At 51.6% G+C, this 12503-nt stretch carries 11 protein-coding genes; 7 read left to right on the forward strand and 4 right to left on the reverse strand.

All coding sequences use genetic code 11. The features are described from left to right. The 3 genes from VIN66_RS11650 to VIN66_RS11660 form a co-directional block, all read left to right on the forward strand. Positions 1-413: response regulator transcription factor (locus VIN66_RS11650; protein ID WP_331924149.1), on the forward strand; the 413-nt coding region annotated here is incomplete at its 5' end. Between the two features lie 11 nt (positions 414-424). Beyond that, positions 425-1522, forward strand: a complete 1098-nt coding sequence (locus tag VIN66_RS11655) for a HAMP domain-containing sensor histidine kinase (protein WP_331924150.1) — start codon at positions 425-427, stop codon at positions 1520-1522. Positions 1523-1611: 89 nt separating this feature from the next. Continuing rightward, the gene (locus VIN66_RS11660; RefSeq protein WP_331924151.1) at positions 1612-1995 is read left to right on the forward strand and encodes a response regulator; all 384 of its coding nucleotides are present in this window, start codon (positions 1612-1614) and stop codon (positions 1993-1995) included. Between the two features lie 45 nt (positions 1996-2040). On the opposite strand, the gene VIN66_RS11665 is transcribed toward VIN66_RS11660, so the two are convergent. Continuing rightward, a complete protein-coding gene (locus VIN66_RS11665) occupies positions 2041-3966 on the reverse strand; it encodes a phytase (protein ID WP_331924152.1) in 1926 nt (641 codons plus the stop codon). 11 nt (positions 3967-3977) lie between these two features. Then, positions 3978-6689: a TonB-dependent receptor gene (locus tag VIN66_RS11670; protein WP_331924159.1), complete on the reverse strand. Its 2712-nt coding sequence runs from the start codon at positions 6687-6689 to the stop codon at positions 3978-3980. A 276-nt stretch (positions 6690-6965) separates the two neighbouring features. On the opposite strand from VIN66_RS11670, the gene VIN66_RS11675 reads away from it, so the two are divergent. The 4 genes from VIN66_RS11675 to VIN66_RS11690 all read left to right on the forward strand — a co-directional run bounded on the left by VIN66_RS11675 (position 6966) and on the right by VIN66_RS11690 (position 10942). After that, positions 6966-7862 (forward strand): GGDEF domain-containing protein, encoded by an 897-nt coding sequence (locus VIN66_RS11675; RefSeq protein WP_331924153.1) that lies wholly within the window; start codon positions 6966-6968, stop codon positions 7860-7862. Then, positions 7862-8893: an AraC family transcriptional regulator gene (locus VIN66_RS11680; RefSeq protein WP_331924154.1), complete on the forward strand. Its 1032-nt coding sequence runs from the start codon at positions 7862-7864 to the stop codon at positions 8891-8893. Before VIN66_RS11675 ends, VIN66_RS11680 begins: the two co-directional genes overlap by 1 nt. Before the next feature lie 25 nt (positions 8894-8918). Then, a complete protein-coding gene (locus VIN66_RS11685; RefSeq protein ID WP_331924155.1) occupies positions 8919-9794 on the forward strand; it encodes a metallophosphoesterase family protein in 876 nt (291 codons plus the stop codon). A 110-nt stretch (positions 9795-9904) separates the two neighbouring features. After that, positions 9905-10942, forward strand: coding sequence for a hypothetical protein (locus VIN66_RS11690; protein ID WP_331924156.1), 1038 nt, complete (start codon positions 9905-9907; stop codon positions 10940-10942). Positions 10943-10961: 19 nt separating this feature from the next. Here VIN66_RS11690 and VIN66_RS11695 read toward each other — a convergent pair whose 3' ends face one another. Together VIN66_RS11695 and VIN66_RS11700 are read right to left on the reverse strand one after the other, a co-directional pair. Next, entirely contained in the window at positions 10962-12044 is a 1083-nt protein-coding gene (locus VIN66_RS11695) for an AI-2E family transporter (RefSeq protein WP_331924157.1), read from the reverse strand. A gap of 26 nt (positions 12045-12070) precedes the next feature. Further along, positions 12071-12503: DUF819 family protein (locus VIN66_RS11700; protein WP_331924158.1), on the reverse strand; the 433-nt coding region annotated here is incomplete at its 5' end.

Consider the following 12503-nt stretch of genomic DNA (forward strand, 5'->3'; position numbering starts at 1 on the left):
AGCTGGGTGCAGACGATTATGTTGCCAAACCCTGTTTACCACGTGAGTTAACTGCCCGCATCAAAGCTATCTTACGCCGGGTGCAGCATCAGCAGCAGTACACCGAATTGCAATGTGGCGAGCTGAACATCCGCTCGTCCAGCCGCACTGTCTATCTGCATCAGCAGAAAATTGCGCTGACGGGTGCCGAGTTCAGCATTCTGTATTTACTGGCACAGAAAGCCGGACAAGTCATCAGCAAAGCAGAGCTGTCTGAGCAGGCGCTGGGGAAACCGCTTTGCAGCTTTGACCGCAGTATTGATGTTCACATCAGTCATATCAGGCAAAAGCTTGGGCCAAGATCCGAGGGCCAGCAATGGATCACGGCAGTACGTGGTAAAGGTTATCAGTTCATCTACTCTGCCGCATCTTAGGAACTTACAGCATGCAACGACTATTCTGGCGCTTTTTTTTGGTGTTCTGGGCCACGCTGTTGATGGCGATTATGTTAGTCCGGCTTACTTTTGTCTGGCAGGATGACATAGGTGTAAGACCTCCGGTCTTTAGCATGCAACCGCCGCCTGACGGTTTTAAGATGCCACCAGAGCACTTGCCACCACCGCCATTCTGGCGCCGCCCACTGTTGCACCTGCTGTTGCTGCTCAGTGCCAGTATTGTTTTCAGTTGGCTGTCAGCCCGTTACATTGCCCGGCCGGTACAGCAACTGAAACAGGCGCTGGCAGGGTTAGCCAGCAACAAATGGCAAACTCAGCTTGGGCCTGAGCTGACAGCACGACGTGATGAGTTTGGCTGCTTAAGCGCTAACTTTAATCAGATGGCTGCCCAGGCGGCCGAAGCCATCGCGTCTCAGCGCCGTTTATTGCATGATGTATCCCATGAACTGCGCTCTCCACTGGCACGTATTCAAATCCTGAGTGGTCTGGCAGCCCAATCACCGGCAGACGCGGAATTACTGATACCCAAGATCGAGCAGGAAGTGACCAGGCTTGATGTGTTAGTGACCAAAATTCTAACATTCTCAAAACTGGAAGATGGCACTGCAGAACCTGAACATATCGACATCGATCTGACAGAATTGGTTGAGTCTATCTGTGAAGACGCCAGGCTGGAAGCCAGCAGCAGCCAGAAATCGTTATGGTTGCAGCTTAATCCGGTTAGACACATCACTGGCGATCCGTCCCTGCTGTACAGCGCAATAGAAAACGTCATCCGCAACGCGGTAAAGTACACCCCGGCGTACTCAGAAGTCAGTGTTAGCCTGCAACAACAAGGGCAACAGTTGAGCCTGCAAGTGTGTGATCAGGGGCCGGGAGTGCCGGAGCAACACCTTGACCGGCTGTTCACACCATTTTTCCGCGCCCACAGCAGCCACAACGGTATTGGTCTGGGTTTGAGTATTGCCAAACGCGTAATTGAAACTTGCGGCGGCACCATTACAGTCAACAATATAGTGCATAATGGCGCGATTGCCGGTTTCAGAGTTGTCATTACCTTTACCGTAAGTTCATTGTCGGTTCAGTAACAACAACTAAACTTGACGGCTATTTTTTTGTACCTGTATTTTAATGCGTTACACTGTATCGCATGCAGTAAAATCGCAAAGGACCTGTCATGACCCAGCAACAATGCTCAGTACTGATTATTGACGATGCTTATACAGTACGCGAGTACTTACGTCAGACCCTGCTTCACCTTGGTATCAGCAATATTCATGAAGCCGCCAATGGCAAACGGGGCTTGCAGGTGTTTGGCGAAAAGCAGCATGATCTGGTCTTTCTGGATATCGAACTGCCGGATATCAATGGTCAGCAGCTACTGCAGCAGATTAAAATGACAGCCGATAAAACCCATGTGGTCATGGTTACTGCACACAATTCCGTAGAAAACGTTAAAAGCAGCATTACATCCGGTGCAAGTGGCTTTATTGCTAAGCCTTTCTCACCACAGAAAATTAAAAATATCGTCGAACGTTGTCTGGCCGCAAAACTGAATTAGTCAGGTAAAAAAACCGCAGTAAACTGCGGCTTTTTATTTATCACATCAGCGTAATTGCTGCAGTATATGTTGCCAGGGCACTAACTTCAGGTTCTGGCCCTGCTCCGGCATACGGTTACGGCCATCCTGTACAATCAAGGCGCCTTGCTCAAACCCAGCCCCCAGTGAACGGGTGGTTACTTCCAGCCCGTCGGTTTCCGATGTACCATCTATACCCAGTACCGGATTGGTCGTCACGCGAAAGCGTAGCCGCTCGGTGTAAGGCGCGGTGGCATCATACACCACATAACTGTCATTACCCTGGCTGGATACCACCAGGTAGCGCTTGTCACCATGTTGCGCCAGCGCCAGCCCTTCAACATCATCAACTAAACGCTCGCCATCAACCAGTATGATTTTTTCACCCATACTATTGGCAGCGGCGTCAGCGGCAAAACGCCAGATACCAGCATCTTCCTCGCCGACAAACAACTCAGCTGCAGTGTCATCGGCGACACAACCTTCCGGTTGGGTTGGCACTTTAAGTGTGCGCACCAGGCTGCCCTGCCAGTCTTTGCCACCAGCGTTAATCTGATACTGCTCAATAACGCCGGACTTGTCATTTACAAACACAAACACCTTTTTGTCTGTTGTATTTTGATACATGCACAAGCCATAAATATCTGCCAGACCGGTGTTGACCTTGCCTGCATCATACAGCGTACCCGAGGCGTCAATGGCAAACAATTGCAGGCTGTTATCATCGCGTGAGCTGGCCGCTGCGATATCATGTGGCTTACCATGCCAGTTCAGACCATAACGCACATCCACATTATTCAGCCGGCCAACCGCTAATTGCTGCACCCGCTTGCCTTGCATGTTGTAAACATCTAACCCGGCCCGTTTATCGGTTGCCAGAATAAGGCTTTGCGACGCTGCGGAAGGGTGATGCCATACGGCCGGGTCATCAATCACATCACCACGCTGACTTGCCGCTTCAGTCTGCACAGTAGGTTGAACCTGCGCCATGGCAGGCTTGCTGTGCTGCAACAACGCAGTATCCAGCCTAAACGGCACCTGCTGCACTGCAGCCACAGCTTCACTGCTGACATAAGCCTGCAATACTGTCTGCTGCTGGCTTACCGATAAATTACCTGCTTCTTCAACCGCACTCAGTACGGTACCGCTCAGTACTTTGCCTTCTTTGCTCAGATGCAGCAGCCGGGCAGGTTCTTCTTCCAGTGCCAGCACAGTTGAATCCGGTAATACCGCCAGCGCTTTTACTTCACCCTGCAACTGGCCAAAAGGCTGATTAACCTGAACAAGACTGCGGCCTTCATCGGCTTCCGGTTCTGCCTGATAGCGCCAGATAGCCCGGTCTGCTTCTGCGATATACAAACTGCCCGTGCGATGGTCAACCGCGCAGGCTGTGCTGTCATACGGCACATTCAGCTGACGGATATTCACCGGTTGTGCCAGCCATTGTTGTTGCTGCTGCAACAACAGCTGATCCGCCCCGCCACGACCGCCCAGTAAAAACAGGCTCAGTTGCTGGTTTTCACTGCTGTGGTAGAAACAAATGTCCTCAACCACGCGGCTGCTAATCACCTGCTGTTGCAACAGTGTCATAGGCTCAGACGCCGACGGCATCAGACGCCACAGCAACAAGCTGTTGCTGTCTGAGTCAATCGCAGCCAGCAATGCATCATCCGGCCCCAGCACCTGCAGCGCTAAGCGGCTGAAGGTACCACTTTGCCGGGCGATAAGCTGCCCTGCTTTTTGCAGCGTTAATTGCGACGGCTGTGTTATCAGCTGATATTGCTCATCAGCAAGCGTCACGTTCAGATAGTGGCTGGCGCTCACTGACAGTGCTGTCACGCTGTCGTCATCGTTTCTGTCTGCAGCCTGGTTACTGCTTTGGCAACCACTTAGCGCCACCGCCAATAGCAGTGAGACGCCAGTTAGCATAAACTTATTACTCTTCAAAGACATGAAATACCCTTTTACCAGTTAGTGATCTGCACGCCCAGCACAAAAGTGCGGCCATACTGTTCATACTGGAAGTTATACGCTTTGCGTCCGGTGTACGCGTAGTACGGCTCATCGTTTAAATTCACTACATTGAAATACAACTGCATACCGCGCTGGAATGTCCATTTAGCGGTAAAATCAACCTGCAGATGGTCATCTGAATACACATCATAAGCCGCATCTGTCACATCGCCGACTTCGGCTAAGTACTTAGATTTATAATTGGCTGCCAGGCGCAGGCTGACAACGTCAGTTTCGTAACCCAGACTCAGGTTAGCGGTCTTATCGGACTGACTTGGCAGCGCGACTTCGCGGCTGAACAAGTTGCCGTCCTCAAACCATTCAATATCTGCAGCAGAGTCAGTCAGCGTCAGGTTGGCGGATAACAACAGGTTATCCAGCCAATTTCCAAAACCGGACACTTTATGTATGGCGTTAAGTTCAAGGCCATATAAATCAGCTTTACCACCATTGACATAGGTTTCGGCTTTAGCAAAGTCAGCATAGTCGCCACGACCGGCTAAATCCGCCTCGTAAATAAAGTTATCGATCTGTTTATAAAACAGCATCGCAGACAACACACCTAATTTGTCAGCGTAGTGTTCAATACCCAAATCAAGGTTACTGGTTGTCAGTGCCTTTAATGCCGGGTTACCAAAGCTGGCTTCCAGCTCGTCATCGTCTTCTTCCAGAATAAACGCCGGGGCTAGCTGTTCAAAGTTAGGCCGTACCAGGCCAGTACTAAAAGCCGCCCGCACTATGCTATTTTCCGACACATCGTAACGGCCTACTACAGCCGGCAGCCAGTAGCCTTTACTGTTTTTCTGCCGGTTTTCGCTGAACACTTCGTTGATATCATCATAGCGGGTACCAACCGCATCACGCTGTTCATGTTCATAGCGCACGCCACTGATCAGCTGCCAGTTGTCGCGTTCCCACTGTGCCATCAGATAGGCTGCACTGATATCTTCATCCACCTGATAATCATTAATACGCGACTCTACTTCATCAACATAGTCATCACGGTCAAGTGTGCTTACTAAGCGGTAAATACTGCCGCTGTCGATAGCACCGCCCATAGTGCCCAGGCCATAATCAACCGCAGCGTTGCTATAGTCACTCATAGTTAGCGCGCTGATGCCGGCATCGGCAAAGTCTTCAAACAACCACACATCTTCGGCCGCTTCTTTTTCCCGCTGGCTGAATTTGGCGCCAGCTTTAAGCGTCACGCTGCCACTGGATTGAATAATTTCGCGACTCACATCAAATTTGATATTGCGCTCAGTTTCCTTGGTGTAGGTATCGCCCATCTCGACTTCTTTTAGCTCATAGCCCTCTGCCAGATAGGCTTCGGCCGGAGCGCTCAGACGGATAATCTGCTCACCGTTAAAGCCTACCCCGTCGTCAAACTCCTGCTCGAAATCGGCGGCGGCAATGTTAAAAGGCGTGTCTTCATCGGCTTTACTGGCGCCGGCTTCTAACTGCCAGTGCCAGTTGCCACGGGTTTGTTTGGTGCCAAGCACTATGGCACTGATACTTTGCGTTTCTTCACGCTGCTTTAAAGAACGGACAAGCGCCGCTTCACCGGTAGCGCTGGCAAATTGCGGCTCAGAAAGCTCCACCACCATGCCCTGACGCTCTTCTGTATCACTAAAACGGCTGTACAATGAACGCAGATAATATTCGTTGTGGCTGCCCGGCCGGTAATCCATATTAAGCGCCAGCCCCAGCCGTTCACGGGTAATGCTGTAGTCACGCAGTTCAAACTCTTCCAGGCCTTCGTCAAAATCCCAGCTGCCGCCGGTTTCTGTGTTTTCTGAGCCAAACTTACGTTCAGCATAACTTGCTGCAATGGCAACCCCCAGGCTGTCAGTCTCGCCGCCTGCATCCAGTATCTTGCTAAATACACCGGAGAGTTTAGGGCTGGTTTTGCTTTGCAACTCGTTGTAGCCTGCTTCGGCTGTGACTGAGTAGAAATCATCGCTGCGATCAAAGGCAGATAAGCTCTTAATTTCGACCGTACCGCCGAGCGAACCGGCTGCCATATCGGGCGTTAAGGTTTTACTGACTTCTACCGACTCCAACAGATCAGATGGGATAACATCCAGCGCTACCGCCCGCCGCCCCGCTTCCGGTGCAGCCAGTTGGGTACCGTTATAGGTTACCGCGTTATAATCCGGCGCCAGGCCACGCACCCTGACAAAGCGGCCTTCGCCCTGATCCCGCTCTACCGATAAGCCCGCCAGGCGCTGCAGCGCTTCGCTGACGTTGCTGTCCGGAAATTGCCCCATCTCATCAGTGCTGGCCACCGTGACAATACCGCCGGCGTTACGCTGACGGTTCAGTGCTTTACTGACCGCACCTGACTGACCAACAACTTCTATGTGCTCTACACTGTCGCTGGCTGACAACAGCTTAATATCACCCAGTTGTTGTGTCGTATCTGCAACAGTCAGCACCCGTGTTTCCGGCATAGCGCCAAGATAGTTCACCAGCAAGGTATAAGTGCCCGAGGGCAACTGATTAAACTGAAAACGGCCATCGGCAGAGGTAGTCCGGCGCAGTTTAAGCTCAGGGATGCTCACTTCAGCCCCGGTCAGCAAATTGCTGCGATTGTCCGTAATGCGGCCCTGGACATCAGCATCGGCCAGCACAGGTACTGAAAAAACACCACAAGCTAACATCACAGCGCAAGCCAGTTGGTTTGGCCTTTGTGTTATAAACCGGCGTTGGGTATGGCAGACATTTGACATCATATAAACAGCTCTCAGTTTGCAGGTAATGATGGCGCTAAAGTGTGCACAGGCTGTATGACAAAAAGCCGTTTGTTAACACAACTCACTGCGCGCTACAGACCCGGGTCTGCAAAGCACATCCCCCGGCGCAGCTGCACTGATATTGTCATCTGGCTGTCATACTGCTTGCCGACAATGAGGTTTTTGCTCCCTGCGGTCAGTTTCATGTGGCGATTACACCGGTATAAGTTAGTTTTCAGCGTTTTACTGCTACTTAGCGGTTTGCTGATAGCCGTGTCATTCGGCAATTTAAAACCAGTCCAACTGTTTGATGCGCTTGATATATTAGGTGAAGGCACCACCTTGTTGGTGGCCTCGCTGTGGCTGGGGCTGATTATCAGCAGCCGCCCACCTGGCCCTGTCACCGAATGGCTGTACTACGGCAGTTTGCTGCTGATGTTTTCGTACTTTCTCGATCTGCTGGATGAGTTCATCCGCTACCCGGATACCTTGCGCCTGATGAGCTGGCTTGAATCCTTACCGGCACCGGTTGGCATGCTGATACTGACATACGGCCTGATGGGCTGGCACCGTGAACAACGCTCGATTGATCGGCAGTTGCGGGGCAGAGAGTTGTTTCTGCGCGACCACCATTTAATTGACCCACTGACTCAGCTGTATGGTGCCGACTATCTGCATGCCGTGCTGGCCCGTGAAATAGAGCTGCACCGCAGCCAGTACAAACCGCTCAGCCTGCTATTGCTGGATATCGATAACTTTGCCGGCTTTAACCGCCGCTACGGTATTGCCGCCGGTGATAACTATCTCAGCCAACTGGCTGAGCTGCTGTCAAGCCAGCTGCGCCACAGCGATGTAATTTGCCGCTACAGCGGCGACCGTTTTGTCGCTGTCTTGCCTGACACCAGCGACATACAGGCGCAGATTATGCGGCAACACTTACAACAGCACCTGAGTTTACTTGGCAAAGACGACAACCGGCCAGAGCTGACACTGGTATTCAGCAAGGTAAACCAGAACAGCGTAACCGACGCGCTGCAGGCAGCATTAGATGCAGTAGCTGCTGAGCGCAGGCTGGCCATACTGACAGTGCAGAACGCCTGATGCTACCGCGCCATTTCAGCTATCAGGATAAAATACTGCTGCTGCAACATGGCTGCACCGATTTACTGCATCTGGCACAGCGCCGTGGCGCTTCGCTGCACAAATTACTCAGCGGCACCTCAATATTTGAGCAGGATATTCATAAACCTCATGCCAGGCTGCATCATGCAGACTGGCTTAAACTGCTGCAGAATTGCCAGCAGCAACTGAACAGCCCTGAACTACCTTTCTTACTTGGCACAGCCTTACTGCAAAATCGCTATATTTCACTAAGCCAATGCCTGCTGCACGCCGCTAACCTGAAACAGGCATTACGCCAGCTGCACTATTTCCGCCATCAGTTATTTCCGGGAGTTTATGTTCAGCAGTACCGCAAGCAACAATGTGTGGTGCTGGAATTCAACACCGGCCTGACACTGGGGCAACAGCATAGTACTGCCATCACTATGCTGTTTTCGTTGCTTCTGAGCCTGATTAAGCAGCAACTAGGCAGTAGCAAAGGGATCAGTGCACAGCTGAAACAGCAGCCCGCGCAGTCAGAGCTGACCTATCAGCTACACTGGGGCTGTGCGGTCAGTTTTAACCAGCCATGCGATAGCCTGCTGATTGATTACCCTGTTTGGCATCAGGCCTTTCCTGCCGCAGACCCGGTTAAATTTGCAGCCGCCAGACGCACCTGCCGCCAGCTCAATCGAGTATTACCACGCCAACGCGGCCTACTGGAGCAGGTTTGCCGGCTGCAGCGGCGGGCACTGCCGGCGTTACTCAGCCTTGAGCAAGCCGCGCAGCAACTTGGTTTGTCTGCCAGCACGCTAAAGCGTCAGCTTAGCTTGCACAAAACCAATTTTGCCCAGCTGTTAGATAGCGTGCGACGCGACGCTGCCCGTCAACTGCTGCAACAAGGGTGTTACTCCAATCGCCAGTTAGCCTGCAAGCTTGGTTATTCCGATGAGCATAACTTCCGCCGGGCATTTAAGCGCTGGACCGGCCTTATTCCAAGCAGTTTTAAAGAGCTGCAAAACAGCCATTAATCCATTCTGATCTTCAGGAGATAATATGAAAGCCATTTTGCTTAGCTTATTCTTTGCCGTTGCCGGCGCCTGCTATGCCAGCAATAACGACCAGCCGGATACAACACAGACTGTGTTGCGTTTTGCTGTGTTGGGCGATGCCGAGCCGAAACCCGAGCCGCTGTTTCCCAACCTGGCGGCGGCTGTTGCAGACATAAATAAACTGACACAGCAGCACAAAATTGACTTTGTCGCCGGCATTGGTGATATCGCGCACAAAGGGGCGTTGATCCAATACGAAAACGTTACTCCGCTGCTGCAACAACTGACGATGCCGTTTTATCCGATCATGGGTAATGAAGAGCATGGCAGCACAGTTGATCGCTTTATGCAGTATGCCAATAGCTGGAACCGGGGCAAAATCACCTTGTCAGCGCCAAGTTATGTGTTGGAATTTAATGATGTGGCGCTGGTATTTGCCTCACCGGACCACGGTAGGGATTTCAACGACAGCGGTATAGCCTGGATAATGCAGCAGATAACACAGCTGCAACCCAAACCAGTATTGCTTTTGGTACACAGCGCCCAGACCGGCGTTTATCCTGAGAATGCAGAAAAAGGCATTCGCCATCAAGGTTTTACCAATGTGTTAGCGCTATCAAATCTGGCGGCAGTGATTTCCGGTGACTTGCACATGGATATGGACAGAGTGACCCACTCAAAGCAGCTGGAAGGCGTGCATTATCTGCATATTCCTGCGCTGGAGCGGACAAAAATTCCGGATGAAACCCGCCATACCGCGATGTTCAGGGTGTTTTCACTGCAAAGTGATGGCCTGATGCAGGTTGATACCTATCAGACCGGTGTGCGCCAGCCATTAGCCCGCCATGCTTATCAATTCAGCCTGTCTGCAGCCAGATAATTTAATTACCCTGACTGCTCAATTAGTTAGCAGATACAGCAACAAAACTGTTCAAGTTTTAATCAACTGCTCCGATAACAAGTTAACAGAAAAACCTTGTGGAGCAGACGATGGAGATTACATCCGCTTCGCAACAGTTTGCGGTTGCCGAACAGAAACACCTTGCTTATAGTCGCAAACAGCAGTTACTAAGCAAAAACGAAGATCAGCCAGGCCGTACAAATACATCAGCCAAGCCGGCCGCAGCAGCTGTCCAGCCGCAACCGGTTGTCAGCAGTCAGGCAGAAGATATTGCCGAAGCGCAGGACGATGAACAAGTCTTTAACGCCTTTCAGACCGTCGGCATGGTTAAGCGTATTCTGGCCCAACTGAGTAAACACACCGGCGACTGGCTGGATAAACCATTGACGGCAGAATTTTCAGCAAAAGACCTCGACAGCTTCTCGTTCAGCTCAGAAATAACCGCACAGTCAATTTGGCTTAGCAGTAGCCGAAGTCAGCAAAACAGCGAGCAGCAATGGCTGGCTACTGAGCAGTGGGAATTTGGCTATCAGGCCGTGCAAGCCAGTTTCAGCGGCGAGCTGACATTGAAAAATGGTGAAAGCATCAGCTTCGCGCTGGATTTTAGTATGGAGCTAAGCTGGGCCAGATACAGCTACACTGAGCAGCCTGTGCAAGACCCGTTACTGGTCAGCTTATCCGGTGAGCCGGTGCAGCTAAGCACAGACAGCAGCGATTTTGACTTGCGCAGCGACGGTAGCAATATTCAACTGCCGCAGCTGGCGGCCCGGCAGCATTATCTGGCGTATGACCGTAATCAGGATCAGCAGGTAAACAATGGCTCAGAATTGTTCGGGCCCCGCACCGGGCAGGGCTTCGCTGAGCTCGCCGGATTTGATGACAATGCAAATGGCTTTATCGATCCCGGTGATGACATCTGGCAGTACCTGTATCTGTGGCGGCCAGAGCAAAGCCTGCTCAGTATGCAGCAGGCTAAATTTGGGGCTATTTCCATCGAGTCCGCTGCTACACCCATGCCACTGCATAATGCTGATCACACGCTGGCAGGCCAACTGCAGCGCAGCGGCCTGGCGTTTATGACTGACGGCAAACCTGCACTGGTACAGCAAATTGATTTAGTGGTGTGAAGCAACAACAGGATAAGGCTTAGCTCTTATCCTGCTGTTCCAGGAAGTCTTTAAACTCTATGGTATAAAGTTTTAGTAGTACCAGCGTCAGCGCGAAAATGATCGGGCCGTAAATCAGACCGATCAGACCAAACAGCTGAATGCCGCCTAATAGCGACAGAAACAGCAGCAAAGTATTCATACCACCACTGCCCTGCATCAGGATAGGCCGCAGAAAATTGTCGATAGAACCCACGACTATCGCGCCCCACAGGGCCAGAAACAGCGCCCAGGGCCAGTCGCCGGTCAGCAACAGATATAAACTGGCCGGCACCCAGATAAGCGCAGTACCAATAGCCGGAATTAATGACGCAAACGCCATCATCGTGCCCCAGAACAAGCCCGGCAGACCGACAATCGCCATCGCGATGCCGCCGGCAATACCCTGTGCTATTGCCGTTAAAAAAGACCCCATTACAGCAGAACGCGCCACCGCCTTTGCCTCAGCCAACAGGGCATTTTCCTGCGAGCGTGACAGTGGCAATACCCAGTACAGCGTATCGACAATTTTTTCGTGATCGCGCAGCAGGAAAAATAAAATAAACAACATCAGCATAAAGCCGAGGATCAAGCCGGTGATATCCCCCACCAGTTTGGTACTCAGATCCAGCAATTCTTTACCAAAGCTGCCGGCAAACTCCGTCAGCTTCTGTATGATGCTGGCAGCACTGATTTGCTCAGTTGGTAACACCTGATTGATTTTTTCCAGCGCACTTTGCAAAAACGGATGCTGTAACAGCTGCTCAGCACCACCGCCATCGAGCCACTGATAGCTTTGCTTGGTAAACATAACGCCCTGTTTGACTATCGCCATAAAGACCAGCGATGCCGGCACCAGTATCACCACTACCAGTAAAGCGCAGGAGATTATAGCCACCAAATTTGGCCGGCCGGGGATTTTCTGCTCGATATACTGGTGCACAGGAAAACACAGTAAAGACAAAACAAATGCCAACACTATGGCGCCCACATAGGGCGCCACCAGCAGATAACTGCTGTACAGCGCCAGCAGCAATGCGATGATCAGGATCCAGTGTCGCATGCCGGCATCAAATTTTGTCATAGCCACTCCCTGTTAAAAACGCTGTTTTACGGTGCAACCTGTTGCAATATCAGGCCACAAATATAAGCACCATAGGTGCCAAGGCCATACCCCAGCACCGCCAGTAACACGCCGACCGGGGCCAGTGACGGGTGAAACGCTGCCGCGACAACCGGTGCAGACGCCGCACCGCCGACATTGGCCTGGCTACCTACCGCCATATAAAACATCGGTGCTTTGATAAGTTTGGCCACCAGCAATAATAAACCGGCATGCACCGCCATCCAGACAATGCCGACTAAAAACATTAGCGGGTAATCCAGAATCGCAGTGACATCCATATGCATACCAATGGTCGCCACTAAAATATATAAAAACGCAGAACCTACTTTTGACGCCCCGGCTGCTTCCAGGTTGCGTACCCGGGTTGCTGACATGATTAAGCCCAGCGTCGTGGCAATCACCACCAGCCAGAAGAAG

Origin of the sequence: Rheinheimera sp. (genome assembly GCF_036568245.1) — a bacterium.
GTDB lineage: Bacteria > Pseudomonadota > Gammaproteobacteria > Enterobacterales > Alteromonadaceae > Alishewanella.

Bases quoted from the DNA above. Each gene is read 5' to 3' on its own strand.
- VIN66_RS11655 (WP_331924150.1), top strand. From the start codon at position 425: ATGCAACGACTATTCTGGCGCTTTTTTTTGGTGTTCTGGGCCACGCTG.
- VIN66_RS11660 (WP_331924151.1), top strand. From the start codon at position 1,612: ATGACCCAGCAACAATGCTCAGTACTGATTATTGACGATGCTTATACA.
- VIN66_RS11665 (WP_331924152.1), bottom strand. From the start codon at position 3,966: ATGTCTTTGAAGAGTAATAAGTTTATGCTAACTGGCGTCTCACTGCTA.
- VIN66_RS11670 (WP_331924159.1), bottom strand. From the start codon at position 6,689: ATGTTAGCTTGTGGTGTTTTTTCAGTACCTGTGCTGGCCGATGCTGAT.
- VIN66_RS11675 (WP_331924153.1), top strand. From the start codon at position 6,966: ATGTGGCGATTACACCGGTATAAGTTAGTTTTCAGCGTTTTACTGCTA.
- VIN66_RS11680 (WP_331924154.1), top strand. From the start codon at position 7,862: ATGCTACCGCGCCATTTCAGCTATCAGGATAAAATACTGCTGCTGCAA.
- VIN66_RS11685 (WP_331924155.1), top strand. From the start codon at position 8,919: ATGAAAGCCATTTTGCTTAGCTTATTCTTTGCCGTTGCCGGCGCCTGC.
- VIN66_RS11690 (WP_331924156.1), top strand. From the start codon at position 9,905: ATGGAGATTACATCCGCTTCGCAACAGTTTGCGGTTGCCGAACAGAAA.
- VIN66_RS11695 (WP_331924157.1), bottom strand. From the start codon at position 12,044: ATGACAAAATTTGATGCCGGCATGCGACACTGGATCCTGATCATCGCA.